Below are 24,843 nucleotides of genomic sequence, written 5' to 3'. Positions count from 1 at the left end.
GGGAGTCATGATTACATGACAGAAGAAAAAAAGGACCCGCAGGATACTCAGCCAGAGGCCGCGGAGCCGTTGAATGAGAGTCAGTCCGAAACTACAGAAACTACAAAGAATACAGAGAATACAGATACGTCATCTGCAGTAAATGAACCCGCTACTGGGTCTGGGCAGGAAGCACCAAAGTCTGAAACAGAAGAAGTAGGCCAAACTGAGGAGAACACTTCAGTATTGGTGCCAGAAGGAGAGGCCTTGGCCTCAATTTCTGCCACGGAGGGCACAGATCACCCGGCAGCTGAAGAAGAGTCAACCAAGCGCGGCGGCAGCCAGGTATGGATCGGCATTTCGCTGCTGCTCGCTGTGCTGCTGGTCATTTCGCTTGTGAAGAATCCGTTCGGTCAAAGCGATGCCAAGACGGTTGTAGCTACCGTTAACGGAGAAGATATTACGAAGGACAAGCTGTACGACAAGTTGGTTGAGGCAGGCGGCACGCAGACGCTTAGCGGCATGATTGATGAAGAGCTGGTCCGCCAAGAGATGGAGAAAGAGAAGCTGCAGATTACGGACGCTGATATCAAGAAGGAGAAGGACTTCTATTTGAAGCAATTCGGCTCCGATGAAGCGCTGAGTCAGGTGCTTGCACAATATGGGATGAGCGAGGAAGACTTTAATGAGCAGCTGAAGAAAGAAGCTCAAATCCGGAAGCTGCTTGAACCGAAGGTTACAGTGACGGATGATGAGATCAAGCAGTATTTTGAGGCAAACAAGGAAGCTATGAATACACCGGAGCAAGCGAAGTTCTCCAGCATTCTGGTGGCTACACAGCCGGAAGCCGAGGCAATTATCAAGGAGCTTAAGGGCGGAGCGGACTTTGCCAAGCTGGCAAAAGAGAAATCCATTGATACAACAACTAAGGACAAGGGTGGAGATCTGGGTTATGTCAGCAAGGGAACTCAGGATGCAGCTTTTGATGAGGCCGCATTTAAGCTGAAGAAAGGCGAAATCAGCGGAGCTATTAAGTCTGACGCTGGCTTCCAGGTTCTTAAAATGACCGATTACAAGCAAGCACATACAGCTACACTTGAAGAGAAGAAAGCTGAGATCAAAGATATGATCGTAACTCAGAAGGTTTCCGAGAAGGCTACAACTTGGCTGGCCGATCTCAAATCGAAAGCCAAGATCACAAATACGCTTGAAAATAAAGCGAATGAGAAAGCAGCGGCCGCTCCTGCGAAGTAACCGTGAGATTACTTTGCTAGGTTAGGCGGTCTTCTAAGCAGCTTAAACAGCCGCCAGGCATCCCTGGCGGCTGTTTTGATTTTTCGAAACTTTGAAAATCAAATAAAAAGCGCTAAAATAAACGGTAATGATTTCCGGTTAGAGACAGAACAAGGAGAGGGACGGATAACGATGGCTGAATGGTATGAACAAAGCTTTGGAGAAGATTACCTGCTGGTATATAAACATCGTGATGTACAGGGCGCCAAGCGGGAGGTTCATCAAATGATCGGTTGGCTCGGATTGCCAGAGGGCTCGAAAGTGCTCGATCTGTGTTGTGGCATGGGGCGGCATTCCATGGCACTGCATGAGGCGGGCTTTGAGGTGACCGGCGTCGATCTCTCTGACGTCCTGCTTCGGGAAGCGCGGGAGAATGACCCGAAGGGACTTGTGAGATGGCTGAAATCGGACATGCGGAAGCTTCCATTCGACGGGCCTTTTGACGCCGTGGTGAATCTGTTCACTTCATTCGGCTATTTCGAGCGGGACGAAGAACATGTCCAGGTGCTGCGGGAAATATACCGAGTTCTTAAGCCAGGCGGGAAATTTATTATAGACTTCTTAAACCCGGCTTATACCATAGCCCGGCTTGTACCCAGCTCAGAACGGATCGACGAGGGACAGAGAATTCGTGAGAAGCGCAGCATCGAGGATGGGTATGTGAAGAAGCGGATTGAAATTACGGCTGCAGAAGGGGAGCCGGGAGAGCCGAGACACTATCTGGAGCGGATTAAGCTGTACCCCCGGGAACGCTTCGAACAGATGCTTGCGGAGGCTGGATTGACCCTGGAGGCCATCCATGGCAATTATAACGAGGAGAGCTATGATCCGGAGAGCTCACCGCGTATGATCATGGTAGGCTTTCGCAAATGATACTGCCGGAATGGGTAAACTGGGAGGACGGGAAGCTGGTACAGGTGCGAATTTCGCTCTCTTCACCGCTGCGCTGGGTGAACAGCTATCTGCTCTATGGGGAGGATGGCCGGATCACCCTTGTAGATCCAGGACCCCGCTCACCACAGATAGAAGCGGAATGGAGGGAGGTATGCCGTGCCCTCCAGATCGTTCCTCAGCAGATCTCATCCATTGTGGTGACTCACCACCACCCGGATCATTACGGGCTGGCCGGCTGGATGCAGCAGCGCACGGGCGCAGCCGTCCGGATGTCCCGCAGGTGTCAGCAGGAAGCAGAACTCATGTGGGGGAAGAATTCCCGGATGAACGATGAGCTGCCTTTGTTGTACCGCAGACATGGGCTGCCCGACGAATTGATGCTGCCGATGCTTCGGCATCTGGAAGGGTTCTTCTCTGAAGTGCACCCTGCCCCGCAAGTCAGCTATATTGCGGAAGGTGAAGGCTTTGAAATGGGCGGCCGCAGCTGGATTCCTTACGAAACCGGAGGACATGCCTCCGGACATTTGTCCTTCTATGATCCGGCTTCCGGCAGTCTGCTCTGCGGGGATGCTGTGCTGCCCCAGATTTCCCCGAATATCAGCTATCTTCCGGGCGGAGATCCTGCACCGCTTCGTTCATTCCTAGCGGGGCTAAAGAAGATTGAGCCGCTCATGGTAACCAGAGCGTATCCCGGCCACCGGCATCCGTTCACCCATTACAAGGAACGAATTGCCGCACTGCTCCAGCATCACGAGGACCGGCTTAACCGCCTCATCGGACTTCTGGCAGGGGGTCCGCTCACGGCTTACGAGCTTCACCTGCTTCTCTTTGGCAGCAAGCTTACGCTGCATCAGCTCCGCTTTGCCATGTCCGAGGTGCTGGCTCATCTGGTGGAGCTGGAGCATCGGGAACGGGTTAGCCAAGATTGGGGACGAGGGGACGTCTTGCGTTATAGACTAGCGGATTGAAAATGGGGTAAGCGCTATAGGCTAAGAATTAAGGGCTGTTCTTCTCAGTAGGGGATACTGATTAGGACAGCCCTTGCTTATGGCTCATATGACAATTGAACTCTAAATTTCACAGGATTTTGGGATCTGGAAGCTTGGCTATCTCTCCGCGTCCAGCGTATCTTCTCCGCGCGCCTTCTCCCGCTCCGCCTGTTTGCGGTGGGCAATCCGGCTGCTTGCAGAGGCAGCGACTGCCCCGACAATGTCATCGAGGAAGGTGTTGATTGGACCAAGGCTTTTATCGTTCAGCCGTTCCAGTACCCCCGGCTTTAGCTTGTCGATATAGCCGTAATTGGTGAATCCGATACTGCCGTAGACATTCACGATCGAGAAGGCTAGTATTTCATCAACGCCGTACAATCCTTCATCATGTTCAATCATGTCCTGCAGCTCGGGGATCAGCTGACCCTGTTCGGCCATCAGGTCCAGCTGAATGCCGGTCAGCACTGCATTTTGCACCTCGCGTTTGGTCAGAACCTGCTCCACATTGTGGATGCACTCCTCCATGGTCAGCTCCGGGTAATACTTCTGCTGCAGGAGCATGACGAGCTCGGCAATTTCTTCGATCTTGATGCCGCGCTTGTGCAGCCAGCTCCGAGTAGCGTCCGCCACCTTCTTACTGTTCAGACTGTATGGCTGTTTCGCCTGTTCCATCTTCATCACCTCGTCGTCAATTGTGAAGAACAGATAATTGCAGTGTGTCCACTTCCCGCAAATCGTAGTTATTTTTCCGGGAGGGAGCTCGTATACATAGTAGTACAAACCATAGAAAAATGTTAGGGAGGACCCTGCTTATGAAAGTATTACCCTACCTGCGCCCTGCTGCGACTGCTGGAATTCTGGCGCTCCTGCTGTCAGGGTGCAGCTTTCCCGGCGCAAGTCCGTCTGCCCAGATTGACCCGCCTCCGGCAGATGTGGAAGCGCAGATGCTCAGCGGGTTGGAGGATCAGGTTCATCTGGAGCTCTCCGCCAAGGATGAGACGCTTACGACAGTTTATGTCAGTAATGGACAAGGGTTGCTTGTCCCTGTAGCGATTCCGCTGTCTTCCAGTCAGAAAGATAAGCGTACTTTGGCTCTGCAAGCACTGGTTAAGAACGGACCGTATCAGACCAAGCTTCCGGCCGGCTTTACCGCCGTACTCCCGGAGGGAACGGAGGTACAGTCGCTTACGGTTAAAGAGGATGAGAAGCTTGCTGTGGTTGAATTTACCAAGCCATTTGCAGGTTATGAAGCCAAAGATGAACGTAAAATAATAGAGGCCATCACTTGGACTTTAACCAGTGATCCCCAGGTTCAGAACGTGGAGATTTGGGTTGAAGGCCAGAGACTTAACGAAATGCCGGTAGATCATACTCCGTTGGCCCATCCACTCAACCGGTCGGCAGGCATTAATCTGGAGCTGGATCAGAACGTCAGCCTAGCTCAGACCCGGCCGGTGACTTTGTATTTTACAGCTACCTCATCGAGCGGTGATCCTTACTTCGTGCCAGTCACGCGGCTGGTACCTGCGGGAGGAGATCCGGTTCAAGCCGCGCTTGGTGAGCTGCTTCGCGGTCCTCTTGGCGAAAATGGCCTGGAAGAGGTTCTGACGACCGGAGCCAAGCTGGAATCGGTTAAGACGTCCAAAGAGGGTGTCGTTACCGTATCTCTCAAGGACGAGATGTTTGAGAACGGAGACAAGCTTCCGGCCCAAATGCTGCAATCCGTTGTACTGACCGTAACAGAAAACGCCAAGGGAAGCAAAGTTAGGATTCAGCTGAACGGCAGCGAAGAGGTGATCGGCAGCGATAATCAGCGTTATAGTGATCCGGTATCGAAGCCAGCTGTGATCAACAATCTCCCTGTATAATGGCTGCTAGGAGGGGACCGCATAGGCGGGTCTCCTTTTTTGTGAGCATTTTCCGGCGCAGCCTTAAGTCAGAACTAGGAAGATGCTTTTAGGCTGTCACTTTGGTAAAATAGGGGAAGTCTAATGACAGGATAAGATGTAGGAGGCAGACAAGAATGAGAATAGACGGGCGCAGCGTCGATCAACGCAGGCCGATGAATTTCAAGGTCCAGGTTAATAAGTATGCAGAGGGCTCCGTGTACATTGAAGCAGGAGATACGAAGGTACTGTGTACGGCTACTATAGAAGAGAAGGTCCCACCCTTCATGAAGGGGCAGGGGAAAGGCTGGGTAACCGCTGAATATTCGATGCTTCCCCGTGCCACCCAGACGCGTAACCAGCGGGAGGCTGCTCGGGGCAAGCTGACTGGCAGAACGATGGAGATTCAGCGGCTGATTGGCCGGGCTCTGCGTTCTGTTGTAAATCTTCAGGCCATGGGAGAGCGCAGCGTCTTAATTGATTGTGATGTGCTTCAGGCCGATGGAGGTACCCGGACGACCTCGATTACCGGAGCTTTTGTCGCGATGGCTATAGCTATGAATAAGCTGGCCCAGAAACACAACCTCCCGACGTTCCCAATTAACGATTATTTGGCTTCTGTTAGCGTTGGAGTCGTAGGTGAGGCGCTCTTGCTTGACCTCAATTATGAGGAAGACTCTAAGGCCAAGGTAGATATGAATGTGGTGATGACCGGAGAGGGTAAATTCGTTGAGGTACAGGGTACCGGAGAAGAGAATCCATTTTCCAGAGAAGAGCTGAATGGAATGCTTGAGCTAGCTGAGAAAGGGATTCGCGAGATGATTCTCCAGCAGCGTGAGGCGCTGGGCAGTATTGCTGACAAAATTGGAAGCCAGGCGGAGAGGTCATAAAATGACACAGGATTCCAATATAATCATTGCGACGCGGAATAAGGGCAAGGCCCGAGAATTTGCACATGCCCTGGAATTTCTCGGCCGGGCGGTAAAGAGTCTGCATGATTATCCAGAAGCACCGGATGTGGTTGAGGATGGAACCACCTTTGCAGAGAATGCCCGCAAGAAGGCAAAGGAAGTGGGGGATGCCTTAGGGGTTCCTGTGCTTGCCGATGATTCCGGGCTTTGTGTAGACCGGCTGGATGGAGCTCCTGGTGTCTATTCAGCACGGTATGCAGGAGAAGGGGCTTCCGATCAAGACAACAACGAGAAGTTGCTGTGGAAGCTGGAGGAGCTGTCCGAGGGAGAGGATACGGAGCAGCCTCTGTTAAGCTCGGCCCGCTTTGTCTGTCATCTGGCTTACTATGACCCGGCCACAGGGCAGTTTACGGAAGCTACGGGAGAAGTAGAAGGCTGGATTACCTCAGAACCGTCCGGGTGTGGCGGATTTGGCTATGATCCGCTGTTCTACATTCCGGAATTCGGCAAGACGATGGCAGAGCTAACCCTAGAGGAGAAGCAGGCTATCAGCCATCGCGGCCGGGCGCTGGAACGCCTGAAGGAACAGCTTAGAACGTTGTAAAGATTTAGAGCGGCATCCCCGTATGGGGGAGCCGCTCTATTTGCAATTAGCGGATAGAAATCCGGTAATTCTTGAGCCAGTAATTAACTTGAGCGATATAAGCGAACAGCTGCGGGCCGGACATCAGCTGCCCGAACCAGGGCAGGTTGGAGGAGGCTTCTGGGCTTCCGGCAAGCTCACGGATTTTATCGGCATCGATGAACGGGAGGATCGGAGAAGAACTGTCATCGAGCACGGCAAGAGCCTGAATTCTTACGGCTTCCAGATAAGCCGGGTGGTGTGTCTTAGGATAAGGGCTCTTCTTGCGGTACAAGACATCATCTGGCAGCACGCCTTCCAACGCTTTGCGGAGAATGCCCTTCTCGCGGCCGCCAGTCGTTTTAACGTCCCAAGGGATATTCCAGACATATTCAACAAGGCGGTGATCGCAGTAGGGAACCCGAACCTCCAGGCCTGCGGCCATACTCATCCGGTCTTTGCGATCAAGCAGGGTCGGCATAAACCGGGTGATATTAAGATAAGACAGAATCCGCATCTTGGCCGCTTCCTCATCTTCTCCGTCCAGCGCGGGAACCTCGGCTAAAGCTTCTTCATAGCGCCTGTTAACATACTCCAGCGGACGAATCCATTCTCTGGTCTCGGCAGAAAGCCAGCTGGCCCGAAGGTCTGTCGCTACTGACCACGGGAAAGTTCCGGCATTTCTCAGTTCATCTCTGTGAAACCAAGGGTATCCGCCAAAGATCTCGTCAGCGGCTTCCCCTGAGATGGCTACGGTAGCTCCCCGCTTAATCTCTTCGCAAAAAAGCAGCAAAGACGCGTCAACATCTGCCATCCCCGGGAGATCACGGGCACGGGTCGAGTCATCGAGCGCTTTAACCAAGACCTCCGTATCCACTTGGACGTAATGATGCTTAGTTCCCAGCTCTTCTACCATGCGTGCGATCCAGGGACCATCCGCCCCCGGCTGAAAGCTATGCTCCTTAAAATGCTGGTCATTTCCCACATAATCTACGGAATAGGTATGCACCTTGCCCTGTCCGGTCCGGTTATAATATTGAACCGCAAGAGACGTGAGGGCACTTGAATCCAGTCCGCCGGACAGCAGAGTGCAGACGGGGACATCGGATATGAGCTGCCGCTCCACCGTATCGGTAAGAAGCTCGCGAAGGCGGGCTGCAGTCTCCTCTACACTCTCCTCATGAGGCTTGCTTTCCAGCTTCCAATAAGGATAGATGCGGAGACCATCCCGGCTGTAAATCATGCAGTGTCCTGGCCGCAGCTCCTTCAGCTGCTTGAATACTCCATGCCCCGGTGTTCTTGCCGGACCCACGGCGAAAACTTCGGCCAGCCCTTCCGCATCTACGACAGCTTCAACCTTAGGATGCTGAAGAATAGCTTTGGGCTCAGAACCGAAGATGAGGAGGCCAGTTTGCTCACTATAGAACAGGGGCTTTACCCCAAGCCGATCCCGGGCAAAAAAGACATGGTTCTTCGCACTGTCCCAAACAGCGAAGGCGAAAATTCCGTTCAGGCGGTCGACACAGCCAGGTCCCCATTCAATATAAGCTTGCAGCAGAACTTCTGTATCGCATTGTGTCCGAAATGTTCGTCCAAGGCGCTGAAGCTCCCGCCGCAGTTCAGGTGCATTGTAAATTTCACCATTATATACGACAGTGAAGACCAGCTCGTCCTCATGGGCCACCATGGGCTGGGCTCCGTTCTCGGGGTCCATGACACTGAGGCGCCGATGACCGAAAGCGCAGGGATTTGAGATCCAGGTGCCTTGGGCATCAGGACCTCGCTTGGATAAGGTTTCCGTCATATTCAGCAAGAGCTCGGAATCTTGAGTCAGATCCCGTTCCCATTCTATAAATCCTGTTATTCCGCACATTTCTGTTATTCATCCTCTCTCCAAAAGGTTCCCCCACTTTGGGTTGCCTCGCCGTAAAGTATTAACACTTTATGCCGAATGGAGGCATAAAATGTTTGTCCGGGGCGGAAAACTATAAAACGTACAATAGGATCAGCGCAAGGTGCATTCGCTGCCTATTTAATAAGGAGCAGGGAAAGGGTGCATAAAAGTTATGTATAACATCAGCAAAGCAGAATTTCGCAGATTGACCGATTTGGCAGGTCTTCGCTGCGCCGAGATTGAGGTGTCTTCGGACGATGCGGGAAGCGAGGACTTGCTGGTGTATGTAGCCAGAGCCAAGCAAACAGGCGATTATGAAATCGTTCATATGTACAGTACCAAAATCGATCCTCAAATTGACTGGTACAATGAAAATTTGAACAATGCCTACGAGGAGATTGCCGAGGAAGATTTCGGGGCTGCAACCTGGCCGGAAGCTGGCGGGGAAGTGCAGCGTGAGAACTTTAGACAGAGCCTTCTGTCTTACGGCAACATATCTGAGAAGCTTGAGCAGATGCTGCCCAAAGGCGGAGCTTAAGACTAGAGTTCTTGGCAGCACGGGAGCTTAGGGTTGTACCGGCACCGGGCCTAGAATGGCCCGGGATCGTGCTGCCTGATTTGTTGACACCAAAATGGATATAGGAGAAGAAATAAAATTTGTTGTGGAATTCTCCAAAATAATGATTGAAATCGCTAACACAGGCGTATATAATGTGGTTATTGAAACGTTTCAAATTTTCTGATCGCTCTGAATGAAGATATCAGAAGAGAAAAACAAGCAAATGAATTAAATATCTTAGTGAAAGCGATTAAAATCGATTAAACCAACTTATTTAGCTCGTACTGCAGCTAAATAAAGAGCTGCAAAACAAATAAAAAGCAGCGAATTTTTTTCGATAAAAATCGAAACGTTTCGATGTAAGGGTTTGCAATTTGCTGAATCATTACTAATCTTATCATGGGGTGAAGGAAGAGATGAAGAAAAAAACCTGGCTGGTTACTCTGGCCGCATTGCTTGCTTTTTCGATGGTAGTTGTCGGCTGTGGTTCGAACAATTCCGAATCCGGAAGCGGCGATTCCAAAACGCTGAAGGTATGGTTTATGGGGACTTCGGAAAGTGTGGCTCCGGTTGCAAAAATGTACGAGGAAGCTAACCCTGGTATTAAGGTCGATGTACAGGCAATTCCTTGGGATTCCGCGCATGATAAGCTGCTGACGGCTGTCGCATCAAAGAATGGCCCGGACGTGATCCAAATGGGGACAACTTGGATTCCTGAGTTCGCAAATGCAGGCGCACTTCTCGATATGGCTCCATATATCGAGAAACATCCGAGCCTTAAGGCGGATAACTTCTTCGATGGCGCTGTAGAAACTACTAAATACGATGGCAAAACCTATGGAGTGCCTTGGTATGTAGAAACCCGCGCGCTCTTCTACCGTACGGATCTGCTGGGTGAGGTTGGTTATCCTGAAGGGCCAAAGACTTGGGATGAGCTGAAGGATGCGTCCAGAAAACTGGTAGCCAAGGGTGGAAAAGGACATTACGCCTTGCCGATCGAAGCCAAGGACCAGGTTTATACTGCTCTTTACGCATGGCAAAATGGCAGTGACATCATTGACAGCAACCGCCAGCCTTTGTTCAACAAGCCGGAATATGTAGAAGCGATCAACTTCCTGAAGAGCTTCTATGATGAAGGTCTGTCCCCTAAAGGAAATGACCTGGATACTGTAGCTGCATTTAAAGACGGCACGCTCCCAATGTATATCAGCGGTCCGTGGATGATTCAGACAACGAAAGAGAAAGATCCAGAGATTGACGGCAAGTGGACGGTAACAACACTGCCTTCGAAGAAGACCAATACTTCTTCTATCGGCGGATCGGACTTGTCTATCTTCAAGTATAGTAAGAACCCTGAGGAAGCTGCCAAGTTCATCTCTTTCTTGACCGAAGAGAAGGCACAGCTGAAATACTACGAAACCTCCAACTCGCTTCCGGCTCTTAAGAGTGCATGGAACAATGAACAGTTCAAAGATCCGATGATCGCTGCATTTGGTAAACAGCTGGAGAATACTCGTCCTGCTCCACAAATTAAGGAATGGGAGACCATTGCGCAAGCGGCAATTGCTTCCTTTGAGAAGATCACGATTGGCGGAGCGGATACGCAGGCCGAATTGGATAAGCTGAACGAGAAGGCGAACGAAATACTCGGGAACAAGTAACCCTTTTCCCATCCGCATAAAGCTTGCTTTTGGTGCCGGGACTTTCCTTGAATTTAAGGCAGGTCTCGGCTGCAAGCTTTTTGATGACCTATAAAGAATGAACTAAAGAAATGAATGTTAGTTCAATCTATATGGCGGATACATGGGGAAGGCTGAAGAAAATTAAGGGGTGAGTTAGAGATGCGGCAATTCGTGAAACAATGGAACAAACATAAATATCCGTACTTCTTTATTGCTCCGGCTGTGCTGTTGCTGCTCGTGTTTTCGATCATACCGATCATCATTGCGCTGATCATCAGCTTTACGGATATGGACTTGCTCGGGCTTGCCGATTACGCAAATATATCCTCAGTCGGGTTTGACAACTATTTGAACATCTTTAAAGACCCTGTCTTTATAAAATCAATTTACAATACAGCCTTTTATGTACTTATTGGAGTGCCGCTGGTTGTTATTTTTGCCATGGCGGTGGCGATGCTGCTGAATTACGGCACAAGCAAGCTGTTCAAGGCTTTTCGCGTCATTTATTACATGCCTTCTATCACCAATATTGTGGCGGTAGCTGTAGTCTGGGGCTATTTGTATAATGGCTCGTACGGTCTCTTCAACTATATTCTGTCTTGGTTCGGAATTCCGGCACAGGAATGGCTGCAGGACCCAAATCTGGCTAAGCCTGCGCTGATTCTGCTCGCCCTGTGGAAATCCATCGGCCTGAACATGATCATCTTTCTGGCTGCGCTTCAAGGTATTCCGCGATCCTATTATGAGGCGGCTGAGATTGATGGAGCAACCGGATGGAAGAAGATTCGGCATATTACGATTCCGCTGCTCAGCTTTGCAACCTTCTTTGTGACCATTACGACCTTGATCGGATGGATTCAGTTCTTCGAAGAGCCGCTGGTCATGACGAAGGGCGGTCCGCTGAATGCGACGATGTCTATGGCGCTATTTATTTACAATAATGGCTTCCAGCTCAGCAATTTCGGTTATGCTGCAGCAGGCTCATTCGTCCTGTTCATTATTATCATTCTGGCAACTATTGTTCAATTTGCGGTGAGAAAGAAAGAAGTCGAATACTAAAGGAGGGACATCATAATGGCACTTAAGAAGCTCGAAAAAGGGTTCATGGTCACTATTTTGATCATTGGCGGACTTCTGATGATGATCCCGTTCATATGGATGCTGGGCTCATCGTTCAAGCCGGAAAATGAATTTACCATCATACCGCCAACCATTATACCGAATCATCCAACACTGCAAAATTATAAAGATTTATTTGTGAAAATGGACTTTCTGATTTATCTCGGCAATACGCTGATTATTGTACTCTTCTCGTTTGTCGGATTGTTCCTGAATGCACTCGCAGGCTATGCGTTTGCCAAATTCGACTTCCCGGGGAAGAATAAATTCTTCTATCTGATCCTTGCGACGATGATGATTCCGGGACAGGTTACCATGATTCCTACCTATTTGATCATTAACAAGCTGGGGCTTGTAAATACCATGGGAGGGATTATACTGCCGGGTCTGGTTGGGGCATTTGGTATCTTCCTGTTCCGTCAGTTCATGTCTACCATTCCGACAGATCTCTTAGAGGCGGCAAGGCTGGACGGAGCTGGCGAGCTGCGGATATTCTTCCAATTAATTCTGCCTGTCGTGAAGCCGGTATTTGCCGTACAGGGAATCCTTACCTTTATCGGCGCCTGGAACAGCTTCCTGTGGCCTCTGATTATCGCTAATGATGAGAAGCTGTACACGCTCTCGGTTGGACTTTCTCTGCTGAAAGGCCAGCATGGAACGGAATTCGGACTTCAAATGGCCGGAGCTGCCTTCATGGTCATCCCGATCATTATCATTTTTGCTTTTTTCCAAAAACATATTATAGAAGGATATACGATCTCTGGGATGAAATAAATAAGAGGATATGTACTCAGAAGACCAGAACTGGAAGGATTGAACAAGTGAAATGGCTACGATTAAAGATGTGGCGAAATTAGCTGGCGTTGCGCTTTCTACTGCTTCATATGCGCTGAACGGAGACAGCAAGGTAAGTGCGAAGACGAGGGAAAAGGTGCTGGAGGCGGCAAGACAGCTGAATTATCGCAAAAACGGTTTTGCCATGGATTTAAAACGCAGCCGGACCAATACGATTGCACTGATCCTAACGGACCTGTCAGGTCCTTATTATTCGGAGCTGATCCGCAGTGTCCAGGATGTAGCTCTGGCTCATGGCTATGACCTGATTGCCTGCAGCTCTATGGGCGGACAAGATTCAACAGCTGTGAAATTTCTGCGTGAGAAAAGGGTAGATGCAGCTATCGTGCTGGCTCATAATATCACAAATGATATTCTGTATGAGTCGGCAAGCCAACGCTTTCCTATCGTTGTGATGGATCGGGAGATTTCATCGGAAGGCCTGATCAATGTGCTCGTTGATGGAGAGCAGGGAGGTTATACGGCTACCCGGCATCTTATAGACTGCGGTCACAAGTCCATTGCCTATATCAGCGGCCCGTCCAATTCGTATGATAATAGCCTTCGGCACCAAGGATATTTGCGGGCCATGAAGGAAGCGGGACTTGAAGAGAAGGCGAAGTGGAGATTGAATGGAAGCTTTATTCGCGAAGGCGGATATAAGGCCACAAAGATGATGATGATGCAGGGGGAGCTGCCGTCCGCTGTTTTCTATGGAAATGATGAAATGGCTATTGGGGGCATGATGGCGCTGCAGGAAGGCGGGCTATCCGTGCCGGAGGATATTTCCGTTATCGGCTTTGACGATATTCAGCTGGCTGAATATCTAAATCCTCCGCTGACAACCATCCACCAGCCGATGCATGAACTGGGCTCGCTGGCAGGCCACCTGCTCTTTCAGATGCTGGACGGTGATGAGGTGAATGACACCTACAAGCTGATGATTAAGCTCATCTCTCGTGAGTCTGTTCGTAAAGTAGGATCGGTGCTAGAGGTATGATAACTAGAAGGTATGGTTCTTAAAGGTACACCAGTACGCATAAAGTGGAGTTGATCAAGGTGGCTTACATCCAGATGGCTGTATATGCCGAAACCCTTGGCATGTCAACCGACATTCATATGGTGATTCCTATGCAATCACCGCTTCGCGCTAGCAGGGGAGGCAAGTTGCCGGTTCTATATCTGCTTCATGGATTGGGCGGGGATCATACGGAATGGACGCGGCAGTCCTCGATAGAGCGTTATGCAGAAGCTAAAGGTGTGGCGTTGGTTCTGCCCAGGGCGGACCGTAGCTACTATACGGATATGAAGCAGGGAGGACTCTTTTTTACTTATCTCAGCCAGGAGCTCCCCGAAATTGTAGGGTCCCTGTTTCCGATCTCACAGCGCAGGGAGGATACATTTGTTGCCGGGATATCCATGGGAGGATACGGGGCCTTTAAGCTGGCTCTTCGCTGTCCTGAGCAATATGCTGCTGCGGCAAGCTTGTCCGGCGGGCTGGATATTGTAAGGCGGCTAAGCGGACCGAACGGCTTTGCTCCTGACGAAGCTGAGCGCATCTTTGGCAGTGTAGATGCGGTTAAAGGCAGTGATAACGATTTATTCGAGCTGGCTGCAGCGTTAGGTGCTAGGGGCACTCAGCCTCTATTATTCCAGTGCTGCGGCACAGAGGACTTTATGTATGAAGGCAATCAAGCCTTTCTTCACCATGCGCGCCAGGCCGGACTTGAGATCACCTACGAGGAAGAGACTGCCGGGCACGAGTGGAAGTATTGGGACAGGGTGAGCCAGCGGTTGCTGGAATGGCTGCCGCTCTGACACAAGCGGCCTTAAACCGATGGCTTAGCTGCTGCAAGTCCTTTTATTCGCTTTAGGGTTGAAACGTTTCGAAAAAAACAGTTTTTAAACTCAGTAATTATTGTATAATAATGGATTTTATTAACTCGAAACGTTTCTCAAACAATGCTAAGGAGGTTAGAACATGGCAAGTAGGCTGGCCAAAGAGCTATTAACAAAAATGACGCTTGAAGAGAAAGTCTCTCAGCTGCTGCAGCTGGCAGCGCCCTTCTACGATGAGATCAAAGATGACGGGGAAATTACGGGTCCGATGGAAGAGCTGGGTATCACGGATGCTCATGTAAGTGGTTCCGGTTCCGTGCTTGGCGTGTCCGGTGCGGAGAACGTTATCGCGCTGCAGAATAAGCATTTGGAGAATAGCAGGCTCGGTATCCCGCTCTTAGTGATGGCCGATATTGTGCACGGCTTCAAGACCATCTTCCCGATCCCGCTAGCAATTGGCTGCTCCTGGGATATGGAGCTTGCAGAGGCAAGCGCTGAGATTGCAGCCAAGGAGGCCGCGGTTTCGGGCGTGCATGTCACCTTCGCCCCAATGGTGGACCTTGTGCGCGATCCCCGCTGGGGACGCGTAATGGAATCGACAGGGGAGGATCCTTACCTCAACTCCCTGTTTGCGCGAGCCTTTGTCCGCGGGTTCCAGGGTCAGGACCTGGCTTCTGAGAAGCATCGTGTAGCCGCCTGTGTGAAGCACTTTGCGGCTTACGGGCTCGCAGAGGGAGGACGGGAGTACAACACCGTCGATCTGTCCGAACGCCAGCTTCGGGAATATTATCTGCCGGCATATAAGGCAGCGCTTGATGAAGGCTGTGAAATGGTGATGACCTCCTTCAATACCGTGGAAGGCATCCCGGCCAGCGGCAACAAGAAGCTCATGCGTGATTTGCTGCGGGAAGAATGGGGCTTTGAAGGGGTGCTCATCTCCGACTGGGCTGCGATCAAGGAAATGATCGCCCACGGTGTCGCTGAGGGCGAAGAGGAAGCGGCGCTCAAAGCCATTGAGGCTGGAGTGGACATCGAGATGATGACACCATGCTATGTCCATCATTTGCCTCAGCTGGTTCAGGAGGGACGGGTGGACGAAGCGCTGATTGATGAAGCTGTCCTGCGCATCCTTGAATTGAAAGAAAAGCTGGGTCTGTTTGAAGAGCCGCATCGCGGTGCTGATCCTGAAGCGGAAGCCCAGCTGGTCTTCAGCGCAGCACATCGGGAAGTAGCCCGAGAGCTTGCTGTGAAATCCAGCGTGCTGCTCAAGAATGAAGGCGGGCTTCTGCCGCTGGATCCGGGCCAGAAGGTCGCGCTGATCGGGCCGTTCGCCGCAAGCGGAGATATCCTTGGCTGGTGGTCATGGCAGGGCTCGAAAGAGAAGGCTGCGCAGCTAGGAACAGCAATGCAGCAGGCTAGCGCCCAGGCTTCGAATGTGGTCATCGCTCAAGGCTGCCAGATCGAATCGATCTCGGAGGCCGAGGTGCAGGAGGCCGAAGCAGCTGCGAAGGCTGCCGATGTGATCATTCTGGCGCTTGGAGAATCTTCCGAGATGAGCGGCGAGGGCGCAAGCCGCAGCGATATCCGGCTGCCGGAGGCTCAGCTTGAGCTGGTGCGCCGTATATCGCTGCTTGGGAAGCCGCTGGCGATCGTCTTGTTCAACGGAAGACCTCTGGATCTGCATGGCGTATACGATGAAGCGGATGCTTTGCTGGAGGCATGGTATCCAGGCAGTGAAGGGGGGGCTGCGGTGGCCGACCTTCTGTATGGCAAGGCTAACCCTTCAGGCCGGTTAAGCATGTCCTTCCCGCATACGGTCGGGCAAATTCCGGTCTATTACAACCATTTCAATACCGGCCGTCCTTTATCGGAAGCGAGCAGCGAGGAACGTTATATTTCCAAGTATTTGGATATTCCGAATGAGCCGCTGCTGCCGTTTGGATACGGACTCAGCTATACCAGCTTTGCTTATGGGGAGCTTGTCCTGTCATCGGACAGCTTGACCGCGGAGAATCCTCTCACCGCATCGGTAAAAGTTACGAATACAGGATCTTTGACCGGTGAAGAGACGGTTCAGCTGTACGTTCGCGATATTACCGGAGAAGTTGTACGGCCGATGAAGGAGCTTAAAGGGTTCCGGAAGGTACGCCTTACGCCAGGGGAAAGCGCTGAAATAACCTTTGAAATTAACGAGCCGCTGCTGCGTTATTACCACAGCGACTTATCCTATAAGAGCGATCCAGGGCGGTTTGAACTGTTTATAGGTCCGAACAGCCGGGATGCGGCAAAGGGATCGTTTCAATTGGTCCGCTAGCATCCTGCCAAACAATTAACTACGAATGAGCGAGAGAGAAAAGGACGTGAGAAGAATGACAACTGTAGCTGATAAGAAGCTGTCTATTCAGAAGGGGAATCTGACCTTCTCTTTTCTAAGCAGCGGAGAATTGTACCAGGCATGCGGCGGTGCCGCCATGATCAATCAATGGCTCAGCAATCCGTTGGATGGGGCGCTCGGCAATCTCTATCTCAGACTGCACTTGGAAGACGGGATTCAGGCCTTCCCGCTGCTTGGAATCCGGTCAGGGAGCCGTGCTCTTCAATCGGGCAGCCGGGTGATCTGGAAGGGAGAAGTTGAACATAAAGAGGGGACGGTTCGCTATCAGGTTCAATTTATACCTACAGAGCAAGGGATATGGTTCTGGGATATCCAGCTGGAGGGCTCCGCTCTGGAAGTGGATGTGATCTATACGCAGGATGTAGGGATTGCCGATGTCGGCGCGGTGCGCAGCAATGAGGCCTACCTGTCCCAGTACATTGATCATACGGTATTTGAGGATGCGCAGAAGGGATACGTAGTTTGCTCCCGCCAGAACCAGCCTCAAGGCGGCCGATTTCCGTATCTTCAGCAGGGTTCGTTAACCAAGGCGGTCGGTTATTCTACCGATGGGTTTCAGTTCTTCGGCCTCTCCTATAAGGAGACCAACCAAGCTGAAGCGTTGTACCGCTCCAGCCTTGCGAACGAGGTTTACCAATACGAGTTCGCCTTCACAGCGCTGCAATCCGAGCGGATTCGTCTGCAAGGAGAAGCCCGGTTTGTATTCTATGGCCTATTCCAAGAGGATCATCCCGAAGCGATCTCGGGGCTGGAATACCAAGACCTGCTACAGCAGGCCTGGAACGAGGCTGAAGGTGTAGCGGCCGAGGCACAAGAGACAGACGTGCTGCTGGACGCAGTTGCGCAGGCCGGGAATATTGGCGAGCCGCTCCATTCGCTGTCCATGCTTGAGGAAGTGGTGGACCGGCTGTACCCTCGGCGTTATCAGGAAGAGCGTGAAGAAGGGCAGCTGCTGGCATTTTTTACGGATACCTATGAGCATGTAGTTCTTAAGGAAAAAGAGCTGCGGGTTGAACGGCCGCATGGGCATATTCTGATGAGCGGGGAGAATGCCCGCCTTAGAGACGATACGATTACAACGACCTCTTATATGTACGGTATTTTCAATTCTCAGCTGGTGGTCGGCAATACGAACTTCAATAAAATGATGTCCAATGCGCGGAATGCGCTGAACGTGCCAAAAATGTCGGGCCAGCGTCTGTACGTAGAGGTGGATGGAAAGTATAGGCTCCTTACGATGCCATCCCTCTTCGAAATGGGCTTTAACTATGCCCGCTGGATCTATAAGACGGACGCGGATACGTTCATCGTGACCAATTACACTACGGTGGACTCGCCGGAGGTCAGACTCCATGTACGTGCCGTAAGCGGAGCGAATTACCGTTTTCTGATCACAAACCAAATTACAATGCATGTTGGGGAATATGAAGTTCCTTATCGTATGGAGCAAAATGAGGAGACCGGCATCTTAAGCTTCCGTGCGGCTGATGCATCGATTAGCTCGGAAATTTATCCTGATCTTGTATACCGGATGATCCTGGATGGAGCAGAATATAAAGCAGGTGATGAAGAGCTGCTGGCAGCTGGGCCTGTTCAAGGCAGCGCGTCCCTGATCGTACTCTCTACCTCACCGAGCTCGGAATGGACGTTGACGGTTCAAGGTTTGCTTCATGGAGGTGAGCTTCCATACCGGCAGCGTCCGGTAGAGGCGGAGATTACCCGTTACCGTGAGTTCTATGCAGGCACGATGAATGGCTTTAAGCTGAGCAAGCGGGGAGAGACGGAGGATAAGCTCTTTAAGGTTAATGCGCTCGCCTGGTGGTACACGCATAATATGCTCGTTCATTACTCTGTGCCCCACGGGTTGGAGCAATACGGGGGAGCTGCGTGGGGAACACGGGATGTGTGCCAGGGTCCTGTAGAATATTTCTTGGCCACTCATAAGTATGAGCAGGTGCGGGAAATTCTGCTTACCGTATTTGCCCATCAGTACGAAGATGACGGTAATTGGCCACAGTGGTTCATGTTCGATAAGTATACCCGCATCCAGCAGGAAGAAAGCCATGGCGACATTATCGTCTGGCCGCTCAAAGTGCTGGGAGATTACCTCACGGCAACGCTGGATTATTCCATTTTGGATGAGCAGGTTCCTTACACCCGGAAGCACAGCTTTGACTTTACAGAGACCAAGGCTTCCATTAAGGAGCATGCGCAAAAAGAGCTGAATTATATCAAGCAGCATTTCCTTCATGATACCTTCTTGTCTTCTTACGGGGATGGAGATTGGGATGATACTCTGCAGCCTGCGAATGCCCAGCTGAAGCAGTATATGGTCAGCAGCTGGACAGTAGCGTTAACTTATCAGACTGTTCGTCAGCTTGCAGGCATTTTGAAGAAGCATGATTCTGATTTGGCTGGCGAGCTGGATCAATTAACCGAAGGGATTCGCCGTGATTTCAATCGCTATATGCTGGGCACGGATGTAATTCCGGGCTTCCTGTATTTCGAAGACCCGCAGGAGGCTAAGCTTATGCTCCATCCTACGGATGAGGAGACGGGGATTCAGTATCGTCTGCTGCCGATGACGCGCGGCATGATCAGCGAGCTGCTCACTCCGGAGCAGGCAGCGGCTCATGATCAGCTAATTCAGGAGAAACTGTTCTGTCCGGACGGCGTCCGCCTGATGAACCGGCCAGCCCAATATGTGGGCGGGGTGAGCGTTCATTTCAAGCGTGCAGAACAGGCTGCTAACTTCGGGCGTGAGATTGGCCTGCAGTATGTTCACGCGCATATCCGCTATGTGGAGGCGATGGCGAAGCTCGGCAAGGGCGAGCGGGTTTGGCATGGGCTTGCAGCGATCAACCCTGTGGGCATCCGTGAGGAGGTGCCAAATGCGGAACTGCGCCAAAGCAATGCTTATTTCAGCAGCTCTGACGGAAAGTTCAGCACAAGATACGAAGCGCAGGAGCAATTTGACAAGCTGCGAACCGGTTCGGTTCCCGTGAAGGGGGGCTGGAGAATCTATTCCAGCGGACCAGGGATTTACATGAACCAGCTGATTTCCAATGCGCTTGGAATTCGCCAGGCAGAGGGGGATCTCCTGATTGACCCTGTGCTTCCAGAGGAGCTCGACGGGACAAGCTTTGATTTTGAATATGGTGGAGGACAGGTTACCTTTAACTATCATATTCAAAGCGGCACAGTTCGTTCTGTTCAAATTAATGGACAGGAGGCAGCGGCCGAGAGAACGGACAACCGTTATCGGGAAGGCGGCCTGCGAATAAAGCGCGAGGAATTTGATAAATTGCGTTCTGAAGGAAGCACTGTCGTAGATATATATATGTAGTAACACCATGTGTTGGAGTTTTGGGGTTGCTGAGGAAGCCGTCAGCATAAGGCTTTCTCGGCAGCCCCTCAAAAAAATAAAGAAATTCGTTTGAAAAAAAGTGAAGTTGTGGTATAATAAATCTCGCGTTGTTTACATATATTTTAAATATGTCCCAGTAGCTCAGCTGGATAGAGCAACGGCCTTCTAAGCCGTCGGTCGGGGGTTCGAATCCCTCCTGGGACGCCATTTTTTTGTATATCGGATCGTTGAGTTGAGATAAGCGTTTAATGGGTTAAATAAATCGGTCAAGGTGATGACCGTTCCATTTATTTAACAACATTGGAGGCTTTTTTTGTTTTAAGCGGATTTATGGCCATATGACAGACAGAGGCTTAATCGTTTGCCAACGGTTCTACTCTTTTGAAGAGGGTGCTCTATTCAGAGCTAAAAATAATATCATTACAACGATACAGGCTGTGCCCACCCACTGAAAAATCCCAAAGGGTTCTTTCAGCCAGAAGACGGTTGTCATTACAGCCGCCAGGGGCTCAATACTGCCTAGAAGGCTTGATTCCTTAGGGGACAGGCTCTGCAGACTTTCAATATAGAACCAGAAGGCAATCATCGTTCCAAAGATAATAACGAAAGCTAGGTACAAATAAGTTTGCAGGGTAAAATGACTAAAGTCGGCCTGCCAAGGCGGGTGGATGAAGCTTAATGCAGAACCGCCGATCACCATAGCCCAGCCAACGATGACTAGGGAATCATATTGTTTGAGCAATGCAGAGGCATATAAAGTATAGAAGGCCAAGGCCGCTCCAGATAAGACACCCCAAAAGGCGGCTGATGCCGGTACAGATAATTGTGAGATGGAGCCGCTCGTTAATAAGAAGAAGCTTCCGGTTAAAGCTAATGCAACGGTGATTATATCTCTTTTTGTAAGAACCGTTTGTTTGCGCAAAACTAAGAAGATAATGATCATTACGGGCGCCAAATACTGTAATAGCGTGGCGACAGCAGCATTGCCATGTTTTATGGAGGCCATATAGGTGTATTGCACGGCAAGCATTCCAAGTAACCCAAAGATCATCAATTGAAGAGCGGAGCTTCTATTTCTCCACACATCTAGGATCTGAGAACGGTTTTTTCCAATGAACTGAATGGCTAAGAGTAATAATCCTGCTATAAGCAACCGGGTCGCTACAAGCCAATTCACATCCATTCCATAGTGTTGAAAGAGCTTCTTTGCCACGGTGCCGCCAATTCCCCAAAAAGCAGCCCCTGTAATCACTAGGAAAATCCCTTTTCTTCTATTCATCTATGTTATCTCCTTCAAATACAAAAATAGTATGATCATATGAACTATTTTAAAAAGAAAACCTGTGTAATAATATCTAAATTGAATCATAAAATATAAGGATATTGAGGTGATAACATGCAGATAAATGACTTCAGGGTGGATCACCGCTTAAAAGAATTAACTGAACATCGTACAGTCGTATTGCCGATTGCATGTTACCAAACAACAATCAAGCAAAATATTCATGGCTTTATCCCCCTTCATTGGCATGAGGAGTTTCAATTTGTTCGGATTTTAAAAGGGGATTGTATTTTTCAAATCAATGAAGATAAAATTGCGGTTCGGGAAGGTGAGGGGCTGTTTATAAATAGTGGCTGCTTACACATGGCAACAGATCAAAGCGATTCGGGGTGTGTCTATATCTGCTTGAATGTGGCACCAAGCTTTGTACTATCCCAGGAGCTCTACACGAGTTATGTATCCCCTTATATTCAAGCGACTAACGTACCTTATCTACGTTTGAATTCAAAGGAGTTGTGGGCGAAATCTATTTTAGACTCCATGATGAAGATCCATCAGTTGATATCTCAAAATCCTCCATACTACGAAATTGACATCAGCCTGCAGCTTACGATCATTTGGAAATCTCTCATTATGAATGGAGTTCAATTAGAGTACGAACAGGCGGAAATGGTAAAAAGCAAGCGAATCAAGCAAATGCTAAATTGGATTCATGAACATTATGCTGAGAAAATCTTATTGGAGGACATTGCACGAGCCGGTCAATTAAGCCGCTCTGAATGCTGCCGATATTTCAAGCGGGGTCTGAAGACAACCCCGTTGAATTACGTAACCGATTATCGGATCCAAAAAAGTCTAATTCTGCTGCAACAATCAGATGCCAATGTAACAGAGGTCGCCTATCAGGTGGGATTTAACAGCACAAGCTATTTCATAGATAAATTCCGCAGTACGATGGGCATGACACCCTTAGTATATAAAAAGTATAAAAACGAAGGATCGCGTCTTCTTATATAAAAAAGTCACGGCAGAGCAGGGAAGATCCTGCACGCCGTGACTTTGTTCTTATATTTAGTTAGGGGAGGCGCCCCTATTACACTTTGAATCTGCTGATTACATTCTGAAGCTCTTGAGCCATCTTGCTAAGCTCTTCTGCGGAGGAAGCGACCTCTACCATCGTAGCCGTCTGTTCTTCCGTCGAAGCAGCCACCGTTTGCGTGCTGCCCGCAGATTTCTCGGCCACAAGGGCAACGCCTTGCACCATTTCAACCATGTTGTGGGAACTGGCATTAACTTGTTCCACAATGGCTGCGACAGCTTCTGATTCCGCGGCAACCCGTTCGATCGACTTCACAATATCATTGAAGGTATCCCCGGTCAGGGAGACCATATCAATTCCCTTTTTAACCACAGTAGTTCCTTCATTAATGGATTCCACGGCATTGTGAGCTTCTGTCTGTACTTCATGAATCAGCTTCGCAATCTTGGCTGCGGCATCTCCGGATTGCTCAGCCAGCTTACGCACCTCACCTGCGACCACTGCAAAGCCTCTTCCATGCTCGCCAGCTCGGGCTGCTTCGATGGAGGCATTGAGAGCGAGCAGGTTGGTTTGAGCAGCGATATCGGTAATCAGTCCGATGATATTGCCGATCTCTTTGGTTTTCTCACCAAGGGTGTTTACGACTTCGGCAGACTGCCCTACGGTGCTGTGAATCATGTTCATTTGATCTACCGTCTCGGCAACGACTTGGCTTCCTTCTCCTGCCTTATTGTTCGCAGCAGATGTTAGCTTAGAGACATACTGAATAGATTTGGCGGCTTGCTCCATCCCTTTCGAGATTTCATCTGTAGTCACTGCAAAGTGGTTGGCACGTTCAACCTGGTGCTCTGAACCAGCAGCAATTTCTTGAACAGAAGCAGCAATTTGCTCAGAGATTACGCGGGTTTGCTCCGCACTGGCAGATAGCTCTTCGGAAGTTGCCGCTACCTGCTCGGAATTGAAGCCGACCTGGCTGATCAGCTGGCGAAGATGAGCGGTCATCTGATTGACCGAACCGGACAGCTTGCCAAGTTCATCGCTGGATGAAATCTCTACCTCATCGGTCAGATCTCCTGCAGCGATATTTTGAGTCGCCTTCATCAACCGGTTCAGCGGTTTATGAATGGAGCGGACAACCCAGGCAACTAGCAGTGCACCGACGACAATAGAAATTACGATCACGATGATGGTTTTGATGAGGATACCATGGCTCGCTTGCAAAATTTCGTCCATATCAATTGTGCCGATGATTTTCCAGCCAGTCTGCTCATTGGTGGTAAATACGGCGATTTTATCCTTGCCTTCTGAGGTGTATTCGATCGTTCCGTTATTCTTGCCCTTCATCTTTGTTAAGTAGCTTTCCTTGTTCTCGGTTCCAGCAGCAATGCTCTGGTGAGTTAAGTACTTATTATCCTTATCCAGGATGCTGACATTGCCCTTTTCGCCTACCTTAATTTCGTTTACCCGATTGGCAAGATTAGTCAGGCTTAGAACGACGCTGACAACGCCTGAACCGTCCTCTGTGGCTTTGGAAGGAACGACGATAACCTTTCCATCCTGGCTGACAATTGGCTTGTTGACAAAGGAGGTACCTTTCTTGGACATGGCGCTGGAGTACCAGCCGCGCTCTCTAACGTCAAAGCCTGCAGCGAAGGTTTGCTGCGGGGAATTCAGCAGCTGGCCGCTGGAGGTAGCATATTGAACATAGTCATATTCTTTTTTTACAGCCTTAACGGGATCAAGAACTTCCCGGAGTGCGGGGCTCTCCAAGCCGTTTACCATGGAGCTGTTCACAGTCTTGGATAAATAGTCGAGATCCGAAAGACTGGTATTAATAAGATTGGTAATCTGCTTGTTCACGGAATCCACGGATTGGTTCGTATTCTTCAAAATCTGGTCGGTAATATTTTGTTTGGCTGTACGATAAGAGGAAATTCCCAGTACAAGAGTGGGCAGGAGCAAAATAACTAGAAATGAAATCATCAGACGATTTTTGATCGTCATGTGCTTAAAAATGTTTAGCTTTGACCATGCTGTTTTTGTTTGTTCTTTCTTCATGTTCATCCCCCTACATATGTATCGCTGCTTGCTTGCGAAAATATAAAATATATCGTAAATCAAACAGTACCTTCTTTATTTCGGTTATCTAGACCATTATGTTTAGTCTTAAATTCCCATAAAGTGATATATTTTTTTATTTTTTTTTGCAAATTCATATGTTTTTCAAAGATGAAACACATTATTTTCCTGTAAATTGGA

At 49.9% G+C, this 24,843-nt stretch carries 19 protein-coding genes and 1 tRNA gene; 16 read left to right on the top strand and 4 right to left on the bottom strand.

The annotated features are described in order from the left end of the window. Positions 1-15 precede the first annotated feature (15 nt). From DCC85_RS17420 to DCC85_RS17410, 3 genes are all read left to right on the top strand, one after another. On the top strand, positions 16-1,233 hold the full coding sequence (locus DCC85_RS17420) for a peptidyl-prolyl cis-trans isomerase (protein ID WP_108466715.1): 1,218 nt from the start codon (positions 16-18) through the stop codon (positions 1,231-1,233). Between the two features lie 171 nt (positions 1,234-1,404). Then, positions 1,405-2,145, top strand: coding sequence for a class I SAM-dependent methyltransferase (locus DCC85_RS17415; protein WP_108466714.1), 741 nt, complete (start codon positions 1,405-1,407; stop codon positions 2,143-2,145). After that, positions 2,142-3,134 carry an MBL fold metallo-hydrolase gene (locus tag DCC85_RS17410; RefSeq protein WP_108466713.1) on the top strand — a complete coding sequence of 331 codons (993 nt, stop codon included), beginning with the start codon at positions 2,142-2,144 and terminating at the stop codon, positions 3,132-3,134. The genes DCC85_RS17415 and DCC85_RS17410 overlap by 4 nt, the downstream gene beginning before the upstream one ends. Positions 3,135-3,272: 138 nt before the next feature. On the opposite strand, the gene DCC85_RS17405 is transcribed toward DCC85_RS17410, so the two are convergent. After that, positions 3,273-3,827, bottom strand: a complete 555-nt coding sequence (locus DCC85_RS17405; RefSeq protein WP_108466712.1) for a phosphatidylglycerophosphatase A family protein — start codon at positions 3,825-3,827, stop codon at positions 3,273-3,275. Between the two features lie 140 nt (positions 3,828-3,967). Between DCC85_RS17405 and DCC85_RS17400 the strand changes: the two genes are divergently transcribed. The 3 genes from DCC85_RS17400 to DCC85_RS17390 all read left to right on the top strand — a co-directional run bounded on the left by DCC85_RS17400 (position 3,968) and on the right by DCC85_RS17390 (position 6,556). Then, a complete protein-coding gene (locus DCC85_RS17400) occupies positions 3,968-5,023 on the top strand; it encodes a GerMN domain-containing protein (RefSeq protein WP_108466711.1) in 1,056 nt (351 codons plus the stop codon). A gap of 155 nt (positions 5,024-5,178) precedes the next feature. Continuing rightward, positions 5,179-5,931, top strand: a complete 753-nt coding sequence (gene rph, locus DCC85_RS17395) for a ribonuclease PH (protein WP_108466710.1) — start codon at positions 5,179-5,181, stop codon at positions 5,929-5,931. Position 5,932: 1 nt separating this feature from the next. Continuing rightward, on the top strand, positions 5,933-6,556 hold the full coding sequence (locus tag DCC85_RS17390; protein WP_108466709.1) for an XTP/dITP diphosphatase: 624 nt from the start codon (positions 5,933-5,935) through the stop codon (positions 6,554-6,556). Between the two features lie 46 nt (positions 6,557-6,602). Here DCC85_RS17390 and asnB read toward each other — a convergent pair whose 3' ends face one another. After that, entirely contained in the window at positions 6,603-8,447 is a 1,845-nt protein-coding gene (asnB, locus tag DCC85_RS17385; RefSeq protein ID WP_108466708.1) for an asparagine synthase (glutamine-hydrolyzing), read from the bottom strand. A gap of 193 nt (positions 8,448-8,640) precedes the next feature. On the opposite strand from asnB, the gene DCC85_RS17380 reads away from it, so the two are divergent. The 9 genes from DCC85_RS17380 to DCC85_RS17340 all read left to right on the top strand — a co-directional run bounded on the left by DCC85_RS17380 (position 8,641) and on the right by DCC85_RS17340 (position 20,470). Beyond that, on the top strand, positions 8,641-9,006 hold the full coding sequence (locus DCC85_RS17380; RefSeq protein ID WP_108466707.1) for a hypothetical protein: 366 nt from the start codon (positions 8,641-8,643) through the stop codon (positions 9,004-9,006). Between the two features lie 437 nt (positions 9,007-9,443). Further along, entirely contained in the window at positions 9,444-10,688 is a 1,245-nt protein-coding gene (locus tag DCC85_RS17375; RefSeq protein ID WP_108466706.1) for a sugar ABC transporter substrate-binding protein, read from the top strand. Positions 10,689-10,868: 180 nt separating this feature from the next. After that, positions 10,869-11,768, top strand: a complete 900-nt coding sequence (locus DCC85_RS17370; protein ID WP_108466705.1) for a carbohydrate ABC transporter permease — start codon at positions 10,869-10,871, stop codon at positions 11,766-11,768. A 15-nt stretch (positions 11,769-11,783) separates the two neighbouring features. Continuing rightward, a complete protein-coding gene (locus tag DCC85_RS17365) occupies positions 11,784-12,602 on the top strand; it encodes a carbohydrate ABC transporter permease (RefSeq protein WP_108466704.1) in 819 nt (272 codons plus the stop codon). 52 nt (positions 12,603-12,654) lie between these two features. Continuing rightward, positions 12,655-13,662, top strand: a complete 1,008-nt coding sequence (locus DCC85_RS17360) for a LacI family DNA-binding transcriptional regulator (protein WP_108466703.1) — start codon at positions 12,655-12,657, stop codon at positions 13,660-13,662. A gap of 59 nt (positions 13,663-13,721) precedes the next feature. Beyond that, a complete protein-coding gene (locus tag DCC85_RS17355) occupies positions 13,722-14,480 on the top strand; it encodes an alpha/beta hydrolase (RefSeq protein ID WP_108467936.1) in 759 nt (252 codons plus the stop codon). 163 nt (positions 14,481-14,643) lie between these two features. Beyond that, a complete protein-coding gene (locus tag DCC85_RS17350) occupies positions 14,644-16,815 on the top strand; it encodes a glycoside hydrolase family 3 N-terminal domain-containing protein (RefSeq protein ID WP_108466702.1) in 2,172 nt (723 codons plus the stop codon). A gap of 55 nt (positions 16,816-16,870) precedes the next feature. Beyond that, positions 16,871-20,242, top strand: coding sequence for a GH36-type glycosyl hydrolase domain-containing protein (locus tag DCC85_RS17345; RefSeq protein WP_108466701.1), 3,372 nt, complete (start codon positions 16,871-16,873; stop codon positions 20,240-20,242). Positions 20,243-20,393: 151 nt separating this feature from the next. Then, positions 20,394-20,470: transfer RNA gene (locus DCC85_RS17340), tRNA-Arg, on the top strand. A gap of 166 nt (positions 20,471-20,636) precedes the next feature. Here the strand turns inward: DCC85_RS17340 and DCC85_RS17335 are convergent. After that, on the bottom strand, positions 20,637-21,542 hold the full coding sequence (locus DCC85_RS17335; protein ID WP_108466700.1) for a DMT family transporter: 906 nt from the start codon (positions 21,540-21,542) through the stop codon (positions 20,637-20,639). A gap of 117 nt (positions 21,543-21,659) precedes the next feature. Here DCC85_RS17335 and DCC85_RS17330 point away from each other — a divergent pair, with 117 nt between their 5' ends. Beyond that, the gene (locus tag DCC85_RS17330) at positions 21,660-22,562 is read left to right on the top strand and encodes an AraC family transcriptional regulator (RefSeq protein ID WP_108466699.1); all 903 of its coding nucleotides are present in this window, start codon (positions 21,660-21,662) and stop codon (positions 22,560-22,562) included. 76 nt (positions 22,563-22,638) lie between these two features. Here the strand turns inward: DCC85_RS17330 and DCC85_RS17325 are convergent, their stop codons facing one another. Next, a complete protein-coding gene (locus DCC85_RS17325) occupies positions 22,639-24,642 on the bottom strand; it encodes a methyl-accepting chemotaxis protein (RefSeq protein WP_159081917.1) in 2,004 nt (667 codons plus the stop codon). Between the last annotated feature and the right edge of the window lie 201 nt (positions 24,643-24,843).

It is taken from the genome of Paenibacillus sp. CAA11 (assembly GCF_003060825.1).
In the GTDB taxonomy this organism is placed as follows: Bacteria; Bacillota; Bacilli; order Paenibacillales; family Paenibacillaceae; genus Fontibacillus.
Note: the sequence above shows the minus strand (reverse complement) of the source record. Positions and strands in the feature narration are given on the sequence as shown.